The organism is Streptomyces sp. NPDC001508 (genome assembly GCF_040298665.1).
Taxonomy (GTDB): Bacteria; Actinomycetota; Actinomycetes; order Streptomycetales; family Streptomycetaceae; genus Streptomyces.
Genome location: NZ_JBEPAP010000034.1, coordinates 46,772 through 66,463 on the forward strand (window position 1 = coordinate 46,772; position 19,692 = coordinate 66,463).

15 protein-coding genes and 2 pseudogenes are annotated in these 19,692 nt (G+C 73.1%); 10 read left to right on the top strand and 7 right to left on the bottom strand.

Going from position 1 to position 19,692, the window contains the following annotated elements:
• Window positions 1-85 precede the first annotated feature (85 nt).
• Complete coding sequence (locus tag ABT245_RS27045; protein ID WP_351737908.1) at window positions 86-1,123, top strand: LacI family DNA-binding transcriptional regulator; 1,038 nt, start codon at window positions 86-88, stop codon at window positions 1,121-1,123.
• Between the two features lie 38 nt (window positions 1,124-1,161).
• On the opposite strand, the gene ABT245_RS27050 is transcribed toward ABT245_RS27045, so the two are convergent.
• Window positions 1,162-1,953, bottom strand: coding sequence for a VOC family protein (locus tag ABT245_RS27050; RefSeq protein WP_351737999.1), 792 nt, complete (start codon window positions 1,951-1,953; stop codon window positions 1,162-1,164).
• Window positions 1,954-2,183: 230 nt separating this feature from the next.
• On the opposite strand from ABT245_RS27050, the gene ABT245_RS27055 reads away from it, so the two are divergent.
• Together ABT245_RS27055 and ABT245_RS27060 are read left to right on the top strand one after the other, a co-directional pair.
• The gene (locus tag ABT245_RS27055) at window positions 2,184-2,468 is read left to right on the top strand and encodes a WhiB family transcriptional regulator (RefSeq protein WP_351737911.1); all 285 of its coding nucleotides are present in this window, start codon (window positions 2,184-2,186) and stop codon (window positions 2,466-2,468) included.
• 60 nt (window positions 2,469-2,528) lie between these two features.
• Window positions 2,529-3,020 (top strand): peptidylprolyl isomerase, encoded by a 492-nt coding sequence (locus ABT245_RS27060; RefSeq protein ID WP_351737913.1) that lies wholly within the window; start codon window positions 2,529-2,531, stop codon window positions 3,018-3,020.
• Window positions 3,021-3,089: 69 nt separating this feature from the next.
• On the opposite strand, the gene ABT245_RS27065 is transcribed toward ABT245_RS27060, so the two are convergent.
• The 4 genes and pseudogenes from ABT245_RS27065 to ssgD form a co-directional block, all read right to left on the bottom strand.
• Window positions 3,090-4,064 (bottom strand): acyl-ACP desaturase, encoded by a 975-nt coding sequence (locus tag ABT245_RS27065; RefSeq protein ID WP_351737915.1) that lies wholly within the window; start codon window positions 4,062-4,064, stop codon window positions 3,090-3,092.
• 188 nt (window positions 4,065-4,252) lie between these two features.
• Window positions 4,253-4,817 (bottom strand): annotated as a pseudogene (locus ABT245_RS27070) (N(G),N(G)-dimethylarginine dimethylaminohydrolase); the annotation flags it as partial.
• 98 nt (window positions 4,818-4,915) lie between these two features.
• Window positions 4,916-6,532 carry an ABC-F family ATP-binding cassette domain-containing protein gene (locus tag ABT245_RS27075; protein WP_351737918.1) on the bottom strand — a complete coding sequence of 539 codons (1,617 nt, stop codon included), beginning with the start codon at window positions 6,530-6,532 and terminating at the stop codon, window positions 4,916-4,918.
• Between the two features lie 305 nt (window positions 6,533-6,837).
• Window positions 6,838-7,251 carry a spore wall synthesis regulator SsgD gene (gene ssgD, locus ABT245_RS27080; protein ID WP_351737921.1) on the bottom strand — a complete coding sequence of 138 codons (414 nt, stop codon included), beginning with the start codon at window positions 7,249-7,251 and terminating at the stop codon, window positions 6,838-6,840.
• A gap of 599 nt (window positions 7,252-7,850) precedes the next feature.
• Here ssgD and ABT245_RS27085 point away from each other — a divergent pair.
• The 6 genes and pseudogenes from ABT245_RS27085 to ABT245_RS27110 form a co-directional block, all read left to right on the top strand.
• Window positions 7,851-8,573 (top strand): endonuclease V, encoded by a 723-nt coding sequence (locus tag ABT245_RS27085; RefSeq protein ID WP_351737923.1) that lies wholly within the window; start codon window positions 7,851-7,853, stop codon window positions 8,571-8,573.
• Between the two features lie 135 nt (window positions 8,574-8,708).
• Complete coding sequence (gene mmpA / locus ABT245_RS27090; RefSeq protein WP_351737925.1) at window positions 8,709-8,855, top strand: morphogenic membrane protein MmpA; 147 nt, start codon at window positions 8,709-8,711, stop codon at window positions 8,853-8,855.
• Window positions 8,856-9,080: 225 nt separating this feature from the next.
• Entirely contained in the window at window positions 9,081-10,235 is a 1,155-nt protein-coding gene (locus ABT245_RS27095; protein ID WP_351737927.1) for a CaiB/BaiF CoA transferase family protein, read from the top strand.
• Between the two features lie 131 nt (window positions 10,236-10,366).
• Complete coding sequence (locus tag ABT245_RS27100) at window positions 10,367-11,581, top strand: acetyl-CoA C-acetyltransferase (RefSeq protein WP_351737930.1); 1,215 nt, start codon at window positions 10,367-10,369, stop codon at window positions 11,579-11,581.
• A gap of 40 nt (window positions 11,582-11,621) precedes the next feature.
• On the top strand, window positions 11,622-13,817 hold the full coding sequence (locus ABT245_RS27105; protein WP_351737933.1) for a 3-hydroxyacyl-CoA dehydrogenase NAD-binding domain-containing protein: 2,196 nt from the start codon (window positions 11,622-11,624) through the stop codon (window positions 13,815-13,817).
• Between the two features lie 386 nt (window positions 13,818-14,203).
• Window positions 14,204-15,097 (top strand): annotated as a pseudogene (locus ABT245_RS27110) (PfkB family carbohydrate kinase); the annotation flags it as partial.
• A gap of 77 nt (window positions 15,098-15,174) precedes the next feature.
• Here the strand turns inward: ABT245_RS27110 and ABT245_RS27115 are convergent.
• Both ABT245_RS27115 and ABT245_RS27120 read right to left on the bottom strand, forming a co-directional pair.
• Window positions 15,175-16,668 carry a M1 family metallopeptidase gene (locus ABT245_RS27115; RefSeq protein ID WP_351737935.1) on the bottom strand — a complete coding sequence of 498 codons (1,494 nt, stop codon included), beginning with the start codon at window positions 16,666-16,668 and terminating at the stop codon, window positions 15,175-15,177.
• Window positions 16,669-17,604: 936 nt separating this feature from the next.
• Entirely contained in the window at window positions 17,605-18,519 is a 915-nt protein-coding gene (locus tag ABT245_RS27120; RefSeq protein ID WP_502982202.1) for an FAD-dependent oxidoreductase, read from the bottom strand.
• 121 nt (window positions 18,520-18,640) lie between these two features.
• On the opposite strand from ABT245_RS27120, the gene ABT245_RS27125 reads away from it, so the two are divergent.
• On the top strand, window positions 18,641-19,681 hold the full coding sequence (locus ABT245_RS27125; protein ID WP_351737940.1) for an oxidoreductase: 1,041 nt from the start codon (window positions 18,641-18,643) through the stop codon (window positions 19,679-19,681).
• Window positions 19,682-19,692 lie beyond the last annotated feature (11 nt).

A 19,692-nucleotide genomic window follows, 5' to 3' on the forward strand; every position in this document is an offset into this window, starting at 1 on the left:
GGGCGTGGTGGGGCCGGTCGAGAGCGCTCTCGGCGGGGGTGGCTCGGAGCTATTCTGAGGCGGAGTCGCCGAGGGGAGTTCCGTCGTGCCCGAGACAGCGCCGCGTCCCACGCTGGAGGCCGTCGCCGCGCTGGCCGGGGTGTCCCGGGCCACCGTGTCCCGGGTGGTCAACGGCGGCGACGGGGTCAGGGAGCCGCTGGTCCAACGGGTGCGGCGGGCGGTCGAGGAACTCGGCTATGTCCCCAACCAGGCGGCGCGCAGCCTGGTGACCCGGCGGCACGACGCCGTCGCCGTGGTCATCGCGGAACCGGAGACCAGGGTCTTCGCCGACCCCTTCTTCGGTCTTCAACTCCGCGGGATCAGCAAGGAGCTGACGGCACACGACAGTCAGCTCGTGCTGCTGCTGACGGAGGGCCGGGACGACCACGCCCGCGTGGGCCGCTATCTCACCGGCGGCCATGTCGACGGGGCCCTCGTCTTCTCGCTGCACCTCGACGACCCGCTGCCCGGTCTGATCCGGGGCGCGGGGGTGCCTACGGTCTTCGGCGGCCGGCCCGACTGGAGCGACGCGTCGGGCGGTTCGGTGTACGTCGACTGCGACAACCGCGGCGGGGCCCGCGCGGCCGTACATCATCTCGTCGGTCTCGGCCGGACCCGGATCGCGCACATCACCGGCGCCCTGGACCAGACCTCCGCGGTGGACCGGCTCGACGGCTTCCGGGACGTCATGGGGGACCCCGATCCACGGCTGGTCGTGGAGAGCGACTTCACCCCGGCCGGCGGGGAGCGCGCCATGCGGGAACTCCTCGACCGCCGCCCGGACGTGGACGCCGTGTTCGCCGCCAACGACCTCACCGCCTCCGGTGCCCTGCGGGCGCTGCGCGAGCGCGGCCGGCGCGTGCCCGAGGACATCGCGGTGATCGGTTTCGACGACATGCTGCCGCTCGCCGAGCAGACCGACCCGCCCCTGACGACGGTCCGTCAGGACATCGAGGAGATGGGCCGGCTCATGGCGAGCCTGCTGCTGGCCGGCCTCGACCGCGGCCACCACGAGCAGACCGCGCCTCACGCACCGCCCGGCGTGATCCTGCCGACGACACTGGTACACCGCGGCTCGGCCTAGGGCTGCCCTAAGACTGTCCTAGGACACCGACCCGCCGCTCACTCCGTCGGGGGTTCACCGCGGATCACCGCGAAGCGGGCACCCTGGGGGTCGGCGAGCCGGGCCATGCGGCCGACGCCCTCCACCGTGACGGCGGGCACCCGCACCGTGCCGCCCAGCTCCAGTGCCCTCGCGACCACCGCGTCCGGGTCCTCGACCGCGAAGTACGGCAGCCAGTACGCGCCGGCCGCCGCCTCCGTGGAGTCGTCGGCCAGCGGGACCATCCCGCCGAACATCGCCTCCTCCCCGCCCTCGGCCGGATTGACGCAGGTGTACGTGCCGCCGGGGAAGGGCACGGCCGAGGTCTCCAGGCCGAGCGTGCGGTAGTAGAACGCGGCGGCCGCCGCGACATCCGGCGTGTACAGCTCGACCCAGCACAGCGAACCCGTCTGACCCGCCAGGTCCAGTCCCTCCAGGCGCTGGGGCTGCCAGATCCCGAAGGGCACACCCGCGGTGTCGACCAGCACCGCCATGCGGCCCTGCCCCAGCACATCCATCGGCGGGCAGGACACCCGGCCGTGCGCCCGCTCGGCCGCGTCAGCGGTGGCCTGCGTGTCCCCGCTGCGGAAGTACACCGTCCAGGACGGCGGGCCCTGCTCCGCGGCGACGGGCGCACCGCCGGCGACGGTTCTGCCGTCCAGCTCGAAGAAGCCGTAACCGCCGGCCTCGGGGCCCGCCGACCGGAACCGCCAGCCGAAGAGGCCGCCGTAGAAGGCGGCGGTGCCGTCGATGTCGGACGTGGTGACGTCGATCCAGTTCGGAGCGCCGTCGACGAAACGGGTGGTGAGCATCATCGCCCTCCTCGGAAGGGTCCCGTCCTGTGCACAGCCGAGTCTCGCACCGCCCACTGACAATCGCCGCCCGGCGCCGCCGCCCGCCGGGACAGGTACACGGTCACCCAGCGTGACCGGCGGCGATCCCGTTGTTTTCGGCCGGCTCCCGCGCGCCGCCGTGCGCCACGGCGGGCCCGTGGCGCATCATCGGGGCGGCCCGGGGCCCAGGCCGCGGCGTTGAGCCGGCGTTGATCGAACGTTTTTCGCCGGACGGCACCATCCTGGTCATGCACTTCGACACGATCACCTCGCCCGACCTGGCCTGGCAGGAGGAGGCGTTGTGCGCGCAGACCGGGGCCGACTTCTTCTTCCCCGAGCCCGGCAGCTCCGTGCGTGAGGCGAAACGGATCTGCGGCCTGTGCCCGATCCGCTCCGCCTGCCTGGAGTTCGCGCTGGACCACGACGAGCGCTTCGGCGTCTGGGGCGGCATGTCGGAGAAGGAACGCCTGGAGCTGCGGCGCACGCCCCGCTGACAAGCGGGTGGCGAGACCGTCGTCGCGGGCCGGGTGCCGCCGGGCGATAGATTGATCGCCATGAGTGACAACGTGTACTTCGACATCACGATCGACGAGCAGCCCGCCGGCCGGATCGTGTTCCGGCTCTTCGACGACGTGGTGCCCCGCACCGCGGAGAACTTCCGGCAGCTCGCCACCGGCGAGCCCGGCTTCGGCTACGCCGGATCGGCGTTCCACCGGGTGATACCCGACTTCATGCTGCAGGGCGGCGACTTCACCGCGGGCAACGGCACCGGCGGCAAGAGCATCTACGGCGGCACCTTCGAGGACGAGAACTTCTCCCTCAAGCACGACCGCCCCTACCTGCTGAGCATGGCGAACAGGGGGCCCGACACCAACGGCTCGCAGTTCTTCATCACCACGGTCGTCACGGACTGGCTGGACGGCAAGCACGTGGTCTTCGGCGAGGTCGTCGAGGGACAGGAGATCGTGCAGCAGGTCGAGGCCCTGGGCAGCCACACCGGCAGGACCCGCGCCACCATCAAGATCGCCGAGAGCGGCGTCTGCTGAACACCGGCCCCCGGGCGCGGGCCGCGGACAGGGCGCACCGATAGCTCGGTGCGCCCCCGGCGGTGCCGGTCAGCGGGCCGCCCGCGCCGCCATCCGGGCCTTGCGCGTGGCCAGTTTCTCGTCGAACTTCATGGCCTCCGCGTCCAGGCCGCCCATGAACAACCCCAGTTCCTCCTGCGCCCGAAGCCCCTCGGGGCCGAGCCCGTCGATCTCCAGGACCCTCAGGAAGCGCAGGACGGGCTGCATCACGTCGTCGTGGTGGATGCGCAGGTTGTAGACCTCGCCGATCGCCATCTGGGCGGCGGCCCGCTCGAAGCCGGGGATGCCGTGGCCGGGCATGCGGAAGTTCACGACGACGTCCCGGACGGCCTGCATGGTCAGGTCGGGTGCGATCTCGAAGGCCGCCTTCAGCAGATTGCGGTAGAAGACCATGTGCAGGTTCTCGTCGGTCGCGATCCGGGCCAGCATCCGGTCGCAGACCGGATCGCCCGACTGGTGACCGGTGTTGCGGTGCGAGATACGGGTCGCCAGCTCCTGGAAGGCGACATAGGCGATCGAGTGCAGCATCGAGTGCCGGTTGTCGGACTCGAAACCCTCGCTCATGTGGGCCATCCGGAACCGCTCCAGCTTGTCCGGGTCCACCGCGCGCGAGGCGAGCAGATAGTCGCGCATCACGATGCCGTGCCGGCCCTCCTCGGCCGTCCAGCGGTGCACCCAGGTGCCCCAGGCGCCGTCCCGGCCGAAGAGCGTGGCGATCTCGTGGTGGTAGCTGGGGAGGTTGTCCTCGGTCAGCAGGTTCACCACGAGCGCGGTCCGGCCGATCTCGGTCACCTTCGACTGCTCCTTGTCCCAGGGCTCGCCGTCGGCGAAGAACTCGGGGAAGTTGCGGCCGTCGCTCCAGGGCACGTACTCGTGCGGCATCCAGTCCTTGGCGGCCTTCAGATGGCGGTTGAGTTCTTCCTCGACCACGTCCTCCAGGGCGTACAGCAGCCGCTCGTCGGTCCACACGGACGGGCTGCCGAGGTGGGGAGAGGTGATCGTCACAGGAACTCCAGGGGGACGGCGAACAGGGGGAGTCGAACGGCTCGGACCGGCGAGCGGTGCCGAAACCTACGTGATCGTAGGCTACGAGACCGTAGGTTACGAAACCGTAGGTTAAGCGCGCCGTAAAGAGCGCTGCTCAGCCGCGTACATGGGCAAAGAGGGGACCACGAAAAGGTCCTGGGAACCCCAAGGATCCCGGAGCCGGCACGGCGCACCACATGCGCTCCGGACTCCTCGGGCACCGTCAGAAACCCGGGGAATCCGGGGAATCCGGGGAATCCGGGGAAGAGGCAGGGCCGGTTTCCGTGCGGAATGTGCCCGAGCCCCGTGCCCTCGGGCAGGGCGGTCACCGCCGACTTCAGATGCAGCGCCTCGCGCACCGGAACGGCGACCACCCGCGCGCCCAACCGCTCGAAGGCGGACCGCAGTTGCCGCACTCCGGCGGCGTTGGTGCGTCCGCTCCGGCCGACGTGGACAGAAGGTCTCGGCGCGCCGTGACTCGGCGCCGGGCCGGGCGATCAGCGCCACGTTCCGGAACATCACCACAGTGTCCTCGACGAACACGGAGTCCGGGCAGTCGTCGGCCGGGTCCACCTCGATCGTCTCCCAGCCGTGCGCGCGCAGCGTCCCGACGTACGCCTCCCACTGCTCCACGGCGAGCCCCCCATCGACCGTCGTGCGCTCGATGTGCGTCACCAGACCTTCGGCGAGGCGCGGGCCAAGGCGGCGGACGAGGGCCTTCTTGCTGGGCACGGCCGGTCTGCGTATCGGCGGGGCGGTGTTCGTTGTCCATCATGCGGTGCCGGTCCGCCGTGATGCAGGACGGGCCGCCCGGCCGACCCCCCTGGGGGTCACCCGACGGCCTCCGGCGTGATCTGACGGAGTTCGCCGTCCTCCAGGAGCAGCCAGCGGGTGATGCCGGCCGACTTCAGGAACGGCACATCATGACTGGCCACCAGCAGGGCGCCCTCGTACGACTCCAGGGCCGTGGTCAGCTGCCGCACGCTCGCCATGTCCAGGTTGTTCGTCGGCTCGTCCAGCATGAGCAGCTGCGGTGCGGGCTCCGCCAGCAGCAACGCGGCCAGCGCGGCCCGGAAGCGTTCCCCGCCGGACAGGGTGGCCGCCTTCCGGTCGGCCCGGGCGCCGCGGAACAGGAACCGGGCGAGACGGGCCCGGACCCGGTTGCGGGTGGCGCCGGGCGCGTACCGGGCCACGTTCTCGGCGACGGTCAGCTCATCGTCGAGGACGTCGAGCCGCTGCGGCAGGAAGCGCAGCGGGACATGCGCCGTCGCCTCGCCCGCCACCGGAGCCAGCTGCCCGGCGATGGTGCGCAGCAGCGTCGTCTTGCCCGCGCCGTTGCGTCCGAGCAGCGCGATCCGCTCCGGCCCGCGCACGTCGAGGACACCGCCGACACGTGCTCCGTACGTCAGCTCCAGGTCCCGCAGGGTGAGGACGTCCCGGCCCGGCGGGAGGGCCGTGTACGGCAGCTCGACGCGGATCTCCGCGTCGTCGCGTACGGCGTCCACCGCCTCGCCGAGCCGGTCCCTGGCCTCGGCCAGCCGTTCCTCGTGCAGGATGCGGTGCTTGCCCGCGGACTCCTGGGCGGCCCGCTTGCGCGCCCCCATGACGATCTTCGGCTCGCGTTTCTGCTCGAACATCTTCTGCCCGTACCGCTTGCGGCGGGCCAGCTTCATCTGGGCGTCGGTCAACTCGCGCCGCTGCCTGCGCACATCGGCCTCCGCGACCCGCACCATGCGCTCGGCGGCCTCCTGTTCGGCGGCGAGGGCTTCTTCGTACACCGAGAAGTTGCCGCCGTACCAGGTGACCCGTCCCGCCCGCAGGTCGGCGATCTGGTCGACCAGGTCGAGGAGTTCGCGGTCGTGGCTGACCACGACCAGCACGCCCGGCCAGGACGCGACGGCCGAGTGCAGCCGCCGGCGCGCGTACAGGTCGAGGTTGTTGGTGGGCTCGTCGAGCAGCAGCGCGTCCGGGCGGCGCAGCAGCAGCGCGGCCAGCCGCAGCAGCACCGACTCGCCGCCGGAGACCTCGCCGACGGTGCGGTCGAGACCGATGTGGCCGAGGCCGAGTTCGCCCAGGGTGGCGAGCGCGCGCTCCTTGACGTCCCAGTCGTCGCCGAGCGTTTCGAAGTGCCACTCGGCGGTGTCGCCGGCCTCGATGGCGTGCAGCGCGGCCCGGCGGGCCGCGATGCCCAGCGCCTCGTCGACGCGGAGGGCGGTGTCGAGCGTGACGTTCTGCGGGAGGTAGCCGATCTCGCCCGTCACCCGGACGGTGCCGGCCGACGGGGTCAGCTCCCCGGCGATCAGCTTCAACAGGGTCGACTTGCCTGATCCGTTGACGCCGACGAGCCCGGTCCGGCCGGGGCCGAAGGAGAGGTCGAGGCCGTCCAGGACGGGCGTGCCGTCGGGCCAGGCGAAGGACAGGGAGGTGCAGATGAGGGAGGGTGACATGGAGCCTCGCGGTTGTTCGGTGCGGTCGGGGCACACGCGTGTCGAGGCACCGCGGGGCGGCAACCGGGGGACCGGGGCCGTGGAAAGGCCCTGTGCCGGGGGACGGCTCGGACGCCGAGGTCGCACGCGACGCCCACACCTCAGGTGTGGAACGCGGTGACTCAGGACCTCAGACGAGCAACGTCCTTCTCCCATCGACGGCAACAGAACCGCGGGAAACGCTACGAGGGGGGTCAGAAGGCTGTCAACGCGATTAAACGCGCTGCATCGCCGCCGCGCCGCCGTGCGGCGCGCGGCGGCGGCCGTCAGGCGCCCCGCATCAGCTCGGCCAGATCGTGGTCGAGGTCGAACTGGAGGTGCTCAAGGCCGAGCGGCACCAACTCGCTGGTGGCGTCGAGGAACCGGCGGATCTCGGCGGAGTGCACGTGCACGACGGCCGTGCCCTCGGGGGCGTGGAACTCCAGGACGGTCCGGTCGTACCCGTACGGCCGCACGCGTACGTCGCCGTGCCCCTGCGGGCCGTGCAGGCCGGCCGTGAGGAGGTCGCGGGCGAACGTCCAGCAGACCTCCACGCCCTCCAGGGTGGCCGGGGCGGGGAACGACATGCGGATGGCGAACGGGTCGCGCCGGTCGTAGTGCAGCGTGGCGGGAATGCTGGGCATGCGCGGGGCCGCGGCGACGAGACGGGCCTGTACGGAGTGCTCGATGACGGTGGACAACGCCTTGCTCCCTCGTGACGGCTGGACGAACGTCCGGGTGGACGCGGCCTGGCACTGGAAGAGACGACGGAACGGCCTCCTGAGTGCACAGAAAATCCGAGTGACCTCTGTCACCGCTTTCATGCACCCACATTCCCCCCACGCCTTCCGCGGACCGCGGGCGGGTTTGGATGGTGAGGTGGGGGTGGCTGTGAGTGGCGGGTGCCTGGTGATGTCCACGCCGAGGGACGCCTGGCCGTGCACGGCCGGCGTCGCCCACGCGCGTGTGCCGCCTACGCCCGTCGTCGCCCACGCGCGTGTGCCGCCTACGCCCGGAGTGGCCCACGCGCGTGTGCCGCCTACGCCCGGAGTGGCCCACGCGCGTGTGCCGCCTTCCGGGGACCGCGGGGCGGGTTGGGCCGCCCGGGGCGCGTCGGTTCCGGGCGGCTACCCGGTGCGCGGTTTTTTCGCCCTCGCCTTCCGCGCCCGCGCCCGCGCTCGCGGCCACGCCCTCGCGATCGGCGGCGGCCACCGTCCCGGCCGGCCCCCGAGGGGTGCCGCGTAGGCTTGTGGTCACCATGGCGACCGGCCCCCGGGGGCCGCGTAGGCTCTTGGTCACCATGACGACCGTATCGATGCCCGGGGGGCGGCCCGCGACCGAGGAACAGGCCCGCGCCGTGCAGGACGCGCTGCGCGGGCGGGTGGTGCTGGACGAGGCCGGGCCGCCGCCCGGGACCGGCCGGGTCACCGGGGTCGACGTCGCCTACGACGACGAGCGCGACCTCGTGGTGGCGGCGGCCGTCACACTCGACGCGGCCACCCTGGGCGTACTCGCCGAGGCGACCGCCGTCGGCAGGGTCGCCTTCCCGTACGTGCCCGGACTGCTCGCGTTCCGCGAGATTCCCACCGTGCTGGCCGCCCTCGACACGCTGCCCGGCCCGCCGGGTCTGGTCGTCTGCGACGGCTACGGGCTGGCCCACCCGCGCCGCTTCGGGCTCGCCTGTCATCTGGGCGTGCTCACCGGCCTGCCCACCATCGGCGTCGCCAAGAACCCGTTCACCTTCACCTACGACGCCCCGGCCGGCGAGCGCGGCAGCGCCTCGCCGCTCCTCGCGGGCGACGAGGAGGTCGGCCGCGCCCTGCGCACCCGGGACGCCGTCAAACCGGTCTTCGTCTCCGTCGGCCACCGGGTGAGCCTCGACAACGCCTGCGCCCACACGCTCGCGCTCACCCCGCGCCACCGGCTCCCGGAGACGACGCGCCGCGCGGATGCCCTGTGCCGCCGAGTGCTTCAGGCGGCGACGATCCGCCACGCTCCGGCCTCGCGCCACCCGCGGTCGTAGACGACCGAGCCGGCTCCGGGTCCGAGGGCGGCGAGACGGAGCGCGCCGCGACCCCGGCAAGTCCCGAATGCCGGTACGCCGTCTGAGTATGTGTACGGATGTGGCGAACGGCGCCGCACCAGCAGGCTGGGCCGTATGACAACGCACCCCCGCCCGCGCACCGTGGCGCGACGCCCCGGCCCCACCGGTCCCTCCGCCGCGGCCGTGCTGGCCCTCGCCGTTCTGGCGGGGCTCGGCTGGACGGCCGCAATGATCTACACCCTGCTGCGGTGGGCCCTGTGAGCGCGGTGGGCGAGCGCCGTGCCCGCCGCCGCCCCGGACGGTACGGATGAGTACGCGAGCAACCTCTCGCGTCGGTCCGGCCGGGTGCCGCCCGCGTGCCTGGCCGGGCGTACCGACATACGGGTAACCTGGCCAAGCGCTTGCTCTTTCGGCCTTGTGCCGGGTGGAGCGCGTTCCTAGCATCGCTGGTGTCACATCGGTTGTGTCATCGACTGGGGGCCGCCCATGACGACGGCAGGGACGCCGACGCGGGGAACCGGCCCGCTCACGGGCGTGCGCGTGGTGGAACTGGCCGGCATCGGCCCCGGCCCGTTCGCCGCCATGCTCCTCGCCGACCTGGGCGCCGACGTCGTCCGCGTGGACCGGCCCGACGGCCCCGCTTTCGCCGTCGACCCGGCCCACGACGTCACCAACCGCAACAAGCGCTCGGTGATCGTCGACCTGAAGTCCGCCGACGGCCCGGCCCGCGTCCTCGACCTGGCCGAACGGGCGGACATCCTGATCGAGGGCTATCGCCCGGGCGTCGCCGAGCGGCTCGGTGTCGGCCCCGAGGACTGCCGCGCCCGCAATCCACGGCTCGTCTACGGCCGGATGACCGGCTGGGGACAGCAGGGCCCGCTCGCCCAGCGGGCCGGCCACGACGTGGCGTACATCGCCGTCACCGGTGCCCTCGGCATGATCGGCCGGCCGGACCAGCCCCCGGCCGTCCCCGCCAACCTGGTCGGCGACTACGCGGGCGGCTCCCTCTACCTGGTCGTCGGCGTGCTCGCCGCGCTCCACCACGCGCGCGTGACCGGCGCCGGCCAGGTCGTCGACGCGGCCATCGTCGACGGCACCGCCCACCTCACCGCCATGATCCACGGCATGCTCGCCGCCGGCGGCTGGCAGGACCGCCGCGCCGCCAACCTGCTGGACGGCGGCTGCCCGTACTACGGCACCTACGAGACCGCCGACGGCGGGTACATGGCGGTCGGCGCCCTGGAACAGCGGTTCTACGAGGAGTTCCTGCGGCTGCTCGGCCTCGCCGAGCTGATCCCGGCCCGCACGGACCCGGCCCGGTGGGGCGAGCTGCGCGAGGGGATCGCCGCCCGCTTCAAGTCCCGTACCCGCGACGCCTGGACGGCCGTCTTCGAGGGCTCCGACGCGTGCGTGGCGCCCGTCCTGTCGCTGCGCGAGGCCCCCCGGCATCCACACCTGGCCGCCCGGGACACCTTCACCGAGCACGCCGGCATCACCCAACCGGCCCCGGCACCCAGATTCTCCGCGACCCCCACCGCCGTCCGCAGCGCCCCCGCGCCGCCCGGCACCGGCACCGCGGACGTGGCCCGCGACTGGGACGTGCCGCGCCTGCTCTGCGACCCCGCCGCGGACGACGCATGATGGAACCGCCGTTCCCCCTCGGCCGCGTGCCGGGCCCGGCAGGCCCGGGCGGGCGAGCCGAGGAACGGCCGTGACCCCCTGGCCGCCCCGATCACCCCAGCGCTTGGAAACCCTCGTGGAAAGGCCTGCCAGTGACCACCGAAGCGTACGTGTACGACGCGATCCGCACCCCGCGCGGCCGCGGCAAGGCGAACGGCGCCCTGCACGGCACGAAGCCCATCGACCTGGTCGTCGGCCTCATCCACGAGATCCGTACCCGCTTCCCCGGTCTCGACCCCGCGGCCATCGACGACATCGTGCTCGGCGTCGTCGGCCCGGTCGGCGACCAGGGTTCGGACATCGCCCGCATCGCGGCGATCGCGGCCGGGCTGCCGGACACGGTGGCGGGCGTCCAGGAGAACCGCTTCTGCGCTTCCGGCCTCGAAGCCGTCAACCTGGCCGCCGCCAAGGTCCGTTCCGGCTGGGAGGACCTGGTGCTCGCCGGCGGCGTCGAGTCGATGTCCCGGGTGCCGATGGCCTCCGACGGCGGCGCCTGGTTCAACGACCCGATGACCAACCTCGCGGTCAACTTCGTGCCGCAGGGCATCGGCGCCGACCTGATCGCCACCATGGAGGGCTTCACCCGGCGCGACGTCGACGAGTACGCCGCGCTCTCCCAGGAACGCGCGGCCACCGCCTGGAAGGAGGGCCGCTTCGCCCGCTCTGTCGTCCCGGTCAGGGACCGCGGCGGACTCGTCGTCCTCGACCACGACGAGCACCCGCGCCCCGGCACCACCGCGGACTCGCTGGCCAAACTGAAGCCGTCCTTCGCCGACATCGGCGAGCTGGGCGGGTTCGACGCCGTAGCCCTGCAGAAGTACCACTGGGTGGAGAAGATCGACCACGTCCACCACGCGGGCAACTCCTCCGGCATCGTCGACGGCGCCGCCCTGGTCGCGATCGGCTCCCGGGAGGCCGGCGAGCGCCACGGCCTGACCCCGCGCGCGCGGATCGTCTCCGCCGCCGTGTCCGGTTCCGAGCCCACCATCATGCTCACCGGGCCCGCGCCCGCCACCCGCAAGGCCCTCGCCAGGGCCGGGATGACCATCGACGACATCGACCTCGTGGAGATCAACGAGGCGTTCGCGGCCGTCGTGCTGCGGTTCGTCAAGGACATGGGCCTGTCCCTGGACAAGGTCAACGTCAACGGCGGCGCCATCGCCCTCGGCCACCCGCTCGGCGCCACCGGCGCGATGATCCTCGGCACCCTCGTGGACGAACTGGAACGCCAGGACAAGCGGTACGGCCTGGCCACGCTGTGCGTGGGCGGCGGCATGGGCATCGCCACCGTCGTCGAGCGCGTCTGACCACCCTGCGGATCACGAGACTGCTACGGAGAGCCCTCACATGACCGAGAGCACCGCCATCCGCTGGGAGCAGGACGACACCGGCGTCGTCACCCTCGTCCTCGACGACCCGAACCAGTCCGCGAACACCATGAACCAGGCGTTCCGCGACTCCCTCGCCGCGATCACCGACCGGCTGGAGGCCGAACGGGACTCCCTGCGCGGCATCATCGTCACCTCCGCCAAGAAGACCTTCTTCGCCGGCGGCGACCTGCACGAACTGATCCGGGTCACGCCCGAGACCGCGCGGGAACTGTTCGACGCCGGCCTCGCCGTCAAGCGTCACCTGCGGCGCATCGAGACCCTGGGCAAGCCGGTGGTCGCCGCGATCAACGGCGCGGCCCTGGGCGGCGGCTACGAACTGGCCCTGGCCTGCCACCACCGGATCGCCCTCGACACCCCCGGCACCAAGATCGGCTGTCCCGAGGTCACCCTCGGGCTGCTCCCCGGAGGCGGCGGCGTCGTCCGCACCGTGCGCCTGCTGGGCATCGCCGACGCCCTGCTGAAGGTGCTGCTCCAGGGCACCCAGTACAGCGCGCGCCGCGCCCGGGACAACGGTCTCGTCCACGAGGTCGCCGAGACCCCCGAGGAACTGCTTGCCAAGGCCCGCGCCTTCATCGACGCCAACCCCGAGTGCCAGCAGCCCTGGGACCGGCCCGGCCACCGCATCCCGGGCGGCACCCCGGCGAACCCGAAGTTCGCCGCCGACCTGCCCGCCTTCCCGGCCACACTGCGCAAGCAGACCGCGGGCGCCCCCTACCCGGCGCCGCGCCGCATCCTCGCCGCGGCCGTGGAGGGATCCCAGGTCGACTTCGAGACCGCCCAGGTCATCGAGGCCCGTTACTTCGTGGAGCTGGCCGCGGGACAGACCTCGAAGAACATGATCCAGGCGTTCTTCTTCGACCTCCAGGCCGTCAACTCCGGCGCCAACCGCCCCGAGGGCATCGACTCCCGCGAGGTGCGCAGGGTCGCCGTACTCGGCGCCGGGACGATGGGCGCCGGCATCGCCTACGCGTGCGCACGCGCGGGCATCGACGTCGTCCTCAAGGACGTCTCCCTGGAGGCCGCCCTCAGGGGCAAGGGCCACTCCGAGAAGCTGTGCGCCAAGGCCGTCGCCAAGGGCCGCGCCACGCAGGAGAAGGCGGACGCGCTGCTCGCCCGCATCACGCCCACCGGCGACACCACGGACCTGGCGGGCTGTGACACGGTCATCGAGGCCGTCTTCGAGGACCCCGCGCTCAAGCACAAGGTGTTCCAGGAGATCGAGCACGTCGTCGCCCCCGACGCGCTGCTGTGCTCCAACACCTCCACCCTGCCGATCACCGCGCTCGCCGAGGGCGTCCAGCGCCAGGCCGACTTCATCGGACTGCACTTCTTCTCACCGGTCGACAAGATGCCGCTGGTCGAGATCATCAAGGGCGAGCGCTCCGGGGACGAGGCGCTTGCGCGCGCCTTCGACCTGGTCCGGCAGATCAAGAAGACACCGATCGTCGTGAACGACTCGCGCGGCTTCTTCACCTCCCGCGTCATCGGCCACCTCATCGACGAAGGCGTGGCCATGGTGGGCGAGGGCATCGAGCCCGCGTCGATCGAGCAGGCCGCGGCGCAGGCGGGCTACCCGGCGAAGGTGCTCTCCCTCATGGACGAGCTGACTTTGACCCTGGCCCGCAAGATCCGCAACGAGTCGCGGCGCGCCGTCGAGGAGGCGGGCGGCACCTGGACTCCGCACCCCGCCGAGGCCGTCATCGACCGCATGGTCGACGAGTTCGGCCGCACCGGCCGCGGTGACGGCGCCGGGTTCTACGACTACGACGGGGACGGCAGGCGCACCGGACTGTGGCCGGGGCTGCGGGAGCACTTCACCCGGCCCGGCCACCGGATCCCGTTCACGGACATGCAGGAGCGCATGCTCTTCGCCGAGGCGCTCGACACCGTGCGGCTCCTCGAAGAGGGCGTGCTGACCTCCGTCGCCGACGCCAATATCGGCTCGATCTTCGGGATCGGCTTCCCGGGCTGGACCGGCGGTGTGCTCCAGTACATCAACGGCTACGACGGCGGCACCGGGGCGGGCACCGGGCTGCCCGGCTTCGTGGCACGCGCGCGTGAACTCGCCGAGCGCTACGGCGAGCGGTTCGCCCCGCCCGCCCTGCTGGTCGAGAAGGCCGAGAAGGCCGAGCCCTTCACCGACACCCGCTGAGACCGACCCCCGCCGTCGGCCGCTCCGCCGTCGGCCGCTCCGCCGTCGGCCGCTCCGCCGTCGGCCGCTCCGCCGTCGGCCGCTCCGCCGTCGGGCGACCCTCCGGGAGGGCGGCCCACGGATCAGGATTGGGCCGCGGTTCAGGGGGGCCGCGGTTCGGGACTGCCGAGGCCGGCCGTAAGACCCTGCTGCTCGGCCCGGTGATCGCCGTCCCGCTGGTCGTCGGCTGGTTCGGGGCGTCGCCGGATGCCCCGGCAGGCCGGCCGCGAGCCGGGCGACCCGACGAAACAGCAGCGGGCGGCCACTGTCAGTGGCAGCGATTACAGTGGGTGATCGAACGGGCGCGGCAGCGCCATGACGGTGTACGACCACGGGGAGGACGGCGGATGAGCGCACAGACGGACGTGCTGGTGCTGGGCGGCGCGGGAGTGGACACCATCGTCCACGTCCCCGAACTGCCGCTCCCGTACGCCGACAGCTACATGATCGACTCCGGGATCCGCACCCGGGCCGGACAGACCGGCGACTTCGTCGCGCTGGGCCTGAGCGCCCTCGGCCTGCGCACCCACCACCTCGACCTGCTCGGCGAGGACCCCGAGGGCGACCTGGTGCGCGCGCTGCACGAGGAGCGGGGCATCGGGCTCACCGCGATCCCGCAGCCCGCCGGCACCAAGCGCGCGGTCAACCTGGTCGGCCCGGACGGCCGCCGTCTGTCCCTGTACGACACCAGCCGCGCGCACGCCGCCGACCGTTTCCCCGAGCCGCTGGTGCGGAGCCTGGCGGCGGCGAGCCGACACGTCCATGTGACCATCACCCAGCCGTGCGCCCACGCGCTGCCCGTGCTGCGCGAGACCGGTGCGCCCCTCTCCACCGATCTGCACGACTGGGACGGCGAGAACCCGTACCACGAGTCGTTCGCGCTCGCCGCGGACGTCGTCTTCCTGTCGGCGACGGCCCTGTCCGACCCCGAGCGGACCATGCGGCGCATCGCCGAGCGCGGCCGGGCCGAGGTGGTCGTCGCCACCGCCGGGGCCGACGGCGCCCAGCTGCTGGCCGACGGCGAGCTGAGACGCATACCGGTCGCCCCGCCGCCCGGACCGGTGGTCGACTCCAACGGCGCGGGTGACGCCTTCGCCGCCGCGTTCCTCTTCGGCCGTCTCACGGGCCTGCCACCCGCGCGCTGCGCCCGCTACGGCGCGGTGGCCGGGGCGTACGCCTGCACGGTCCCGGCCACCCGGACGGCGGCGGTGGGCCGGGCGGAACTGCTGGCCGCGGCGGCCGGGCCGGCGCCCGCCGGGCGGCGAGGGGCCGGGGCGCCCCCCCGGTCCCCGCCTCGGGCTTCGCCGGCGCGCGTGGTTCAGCGCCGGTGCACGTCGTTCGTGGCCTCGATCTTCCTCCACGACTTCGGCCGGACCGGGGTCGCGGCCGCCTCGGCGACGGCCGCCGTAGGGGCCGTGGCGCTCGCGGGCTTGACCGGATGGAACAGCCAGGTGTCGAACAACGCGGCCAGCGGCTTGCCGGACACCTGCTCGGCGTACCTCTGGAAGTCGGCCACCGACGCGTTCGCGTACGCGTGTTCCTTCGGCCAGCCCTTCAGGACGGCGAAGAACGCGTCGTCGCCGACCTCGTTGCGCAGCGCCTGGACGGCCAGCGCGCCCCGGTCGTACACGGCGGTGTCGAACTGGTTGTCCGGCCCGGGGTCGCCGGGCGCGACCGTCCAGAACGGGTCGTCGGCCGGGTGCGCGGCGTACACGTAGTCCGCCAGTTCCTGCGCGGTGCCCTCGCCCTCGTGCTCGGACCACAGCCACTGCGCGTACCGGGCGAAGCCCTCGTTGATCCAGATGTCCTTCCAGCCCTTCAGCGACACGGAGTCGCCGTACCACTGGTGGGCCAGTTCATGCACGACCACCGAGGTGTTGGAGCCGTTCGCGAACTGCCGCGGGCTGTAGTACACGCGGGTCTGCGTCTCCAGCGCGTACCCGGTGGTCGTGTTGGGCACATAGCCGCCGGCCGAGCCGAACGGGTACGGCCCGAGGTATCCGCTCAGCCAGTCGACGATCTCCCCGGTCCGCTCCACACTGGCCCGCGCCGCCCCGTCGTTGTCACCGAGGTCCTTGCTGTAGGCGTTGACGACCGGGACGCCGCCCTCGGAGGTGCCGGTCGTGAGGTCGAACCTGCCGGCCGCGAGGGTGGTCAGATAGGTGGCCTGCGGCTTGTTCTGCCGCCAGGTGTACCGGGTCCAGCCGAGCCTGGAACTGGTCGACTGGAGCGTGCCGTTGGAGATGGCCTGGGTGCCGTCCGGTACGGCCACCGACACGTCGTAGGTGGCCTTGTCGAGCGGGTGGTCGTTGCTCGGATACCACCACCACGCCGCCTCGGGCTCGTCCGCGGCGACGGCGCCGTCCGGGGTGCGGTGCCAGGTCGAGAAGCCGTACGCGCTCTTCGTGGACGGCACCCCGCTGTAACGGACGACGACCGTGATCGCGGTGCCCTTCGCCAGCGGGGCCTTCGGGGTGATCACCAGCTCGTGCTCGCCCGAGGTGGCGAAGGCGGCCTTGGCGCCGTTGACCCGGACCTCGCTCACGTCCAGCAGGAAGTCCAGGTCGAACCGGGACAGGTCCTGCGTGGTGCGGGCCAGGATCGTCGCCGTGCCGTCCAACTCGTCCGTCGCGGGCCGGTATTGCAGCCGCAGGTCGTAGTGGGAGACGTCGTAGCCGCCGTTGCCGTAGTTCGGGTAGTAGGGGTCGCCGATGCCCGGGGTGCCGGGGGCGTAGCCCGCGGCCGATGCGGGGACCGCCAGCAGCAGACAGGCCGCCGCGAGCGCGCCCGGCACGAAGATTCTGCGGTGCACGAGAACTCCAAGTCGTAGGGGCACGAAGTCTGTTCGGAGCCTATTCAGTCCCCGCGACTTCTGACGTGTCCACGCCCTGCGCTGTCACACGATCGCCATTCGACCGTCATGAGCGCCCCTCCCACCCGCTCGTCTGCCGGTGTGCGTCAACGCCGGCTCGCCCTCGCCGGTCCGGCCCGAGCACCGGACCGGATGCGCCCGGCAGCCCGCCCGGCGGGCCCGCCCCGCACCATCGCCGGGGCCGTGGCCGCCGCTCGTGCGGTCGGGGCTCCGGACGGCGCCGGCACACCGCGCCTTGCCGAGCACGTCCCGACGGGCCGACCGAGCAGGACGGCCGGTCCGGCACCCGGCCACCTTCGCCCGCGGCCCTGGACCCCTGCCTGCGGTATTCGGCGCTCTGCCTACGGCAGACGGCCGTCTGCCCGCGGCTCCTGGGGTCCTGCCCGCGGCACCGGGGCCCTGTCCGCGGCACTCGGCCTCCTGTGCGCGGCCCCCGGGCCTCTGCCTGCGGTATTCGGCGCTCTGCCTGCGGTATTCGGCGCTCTGCCTACGGCAGACGGCCGTCTGCCCGCAGCCCCCGAGGTCCTGCCCGCAGCCCCCGAGGTCCTGCCCGCAGCCCCCGAGGTCCTGCCCGCAGCCCCCGAGGTCCTGCCCGCAGCCCCCGAGGTCCTGCCCGCGGCACCCGGCCACCCCGCCCGCGGCCCTGGACCCCTGCCTGCGGCATTCGGCGCTCTGCCTACGGCAGACGGCCGTCTGCCCGCGGCTCCTGGGGTCCTGCCCCGGCACCCGGCCTCCTGTGCGCAGCCCCCGGGCCCCTGCCCGCGGCACTCGGGCCCCTGACCGCAACCCCTGCCCGCGGCACCCGGCCTTCTGCTTGCGGTTTTTGGGCTGTGGGGCTGTCGTGCTCGGTCGGTTGACCGGTGGGGCCGGCCGGGCTCAGGCGTCGGCCAGGCCCGCTGCCTCTCGGGCGCAGCCCCAGGCCACGGTCACCCCGGCCCCGCCGTGCCCGTAGTTGTGCACCAGCGACCGGCCGTCCGGCAGCGGCCGGTGCTCCAGCCGCACCGCGGGCCGCGCCGGGCGCAGGCCCACCCGGTGCTCCAGCACCCGCGCCCCGGCGATCTCCGGCAGGAGAGCCGCGCACCGGGCGACGATCTCCTCGGCGGTGCGCGGATCCGGCTCCAGGGACCAGGCGTCCTCCTGCGCGGTGCCGCCCAGGACCAGCCCGCCCGGCTGCGGGAGGACATAGGCCGTGGCGCCCGCGGCATTCTCGACCGAGGCGAGCCACGTGGTGATCCCCGGGTTCCGCACCACGACCAGCTGCCCGCGGACCGGACGCACCGCAGGATCGGGCACCAGCGAACGGGCGCCCAGCCCGGTGCAGTTGACCACGACGGCGGCCGGAACCGCGGCGAGGTCCGACACCGTCCGCTCCTCGACAAGGCCGCCCGCCGCCGTCAACCGCTCCCGCAGCCACTCCAGATGGGCCGGCATGTCGATCAACGGCAGCCGCGCCCGCAGCCCGTCGCCGCCGTCCCTCGCCCGCAGCCCCGGCACCCGCCCGGCCCACGGCCCCAACTCGTCCGGCCGCACCCCGAGGTGCACGCCCTCGACCATGCGTACGCCCGTCCGCTCCGGCCGCCGCGCCAACTCCTCGTACACCACGAGCGAGGTGAGCGCCCAGTCGCCGACCAGCGCCTCCGGCTCGATGCGGTACGGCCACCACAGCGCGCCGGCCACCGCCGAGGTGGTCCGCCCGACGGGCTCCCGCGTCCACACCCGTACCCGCCGGCCGGCCTCCGCCAGCACCACCGCCGTCGTCAGCCCGATGACCCCGCCGCCGACCACGATCACTTCGTCACTCAGCCGATGCTCCACGCGGCGACGATAGGGCCTGCACGGAACAGCGCGGCGCAGCCGAGCGGAATATGTCATGCCGTGCGCACAACCGTCCCGCTCTGGGGATACTCACAGCATGTCTGGCGCATACGCGACCTTCGCCCTGGCACCGGCGACGCGGGCGGGCGCCGTCCTCGCCGACGGCGGCTACCAGGTCCACCGGGACTTCGTGGACTTCGTCATCGACGGACGCCCGCTGCTGTTCCAGCTCTCCGATCTGGACGCCGTCTCGCCGCTGGCCTCCGACATGCCGCCCGCGATCTTCACCGCGCAGGTGCGCGGCCTGCTGCTGGAGACCGGGGCACCGCTGCCCGGCGGACGGTACGTGGTCTACGGCTGCCCCGAGTGCGCGGACCTGGCCTGCGGAGCGGTCACCGCCGTCATCGAGCGCGACGGCGACGACTATGTCTGGCGCGACTTCGCCTGGCAGACCGACGAACACGCCGACCTGGAATTCAACGGCTACCACGGCATAGGCCCGTTCCGCTTCCACGGCCCCGGCTACCGCGCCGCCCTCGCCGCACTCCTAGACGACACCGCGCCCCCGGCCGCGCCCCGCCGGCGCGTCCTGCTGATCGGCGCCCGCGTCGCCGTCCTCGCCAAGCTGGCCGCCGCCCTGCGCACCATCGGCATCGGCGCCGACATCACCCGCGACGCCACCGGCGTACCCGCCGAGGAACTGCGCGGCTACGGCGCCGTCGCCTTCGGCCGGGCGGTCGGCGAACCCGAACGCGCCGCCGTGCGCGACGCGTTCGAGCGGGCCGCGGTCGACGTGGCCTACGTCGACGGCCTCGCCCCGATCGTCCCCCTGCTCGTCGCGCAGATCGAGCACGCCCTGGACCGCAGCCCGCGCGCAGGGCGCCGCCTCACCGCGCTGGCCGCCGCCGACGGCGAGGCACGCATCGAGGTCACCTCGCCGTGCCGGGTCAGCCTCACCGCGTACCGGCTCGACCGGCTCCACCGCAGCCACGCCCAGCAGGTGTTCGACGGCGTCCTGGAGCCCGGCCGGCACCGCATCCCGCTGGACGCCCGGGCGGTGAAGGGCGAGTCCTTCGTCGTGGCCCGCACCGCCGGAGGAGTGCTGGCGGCCGCGGTGACCCACGGCAAACCCGGCTGAGCGGCACACCG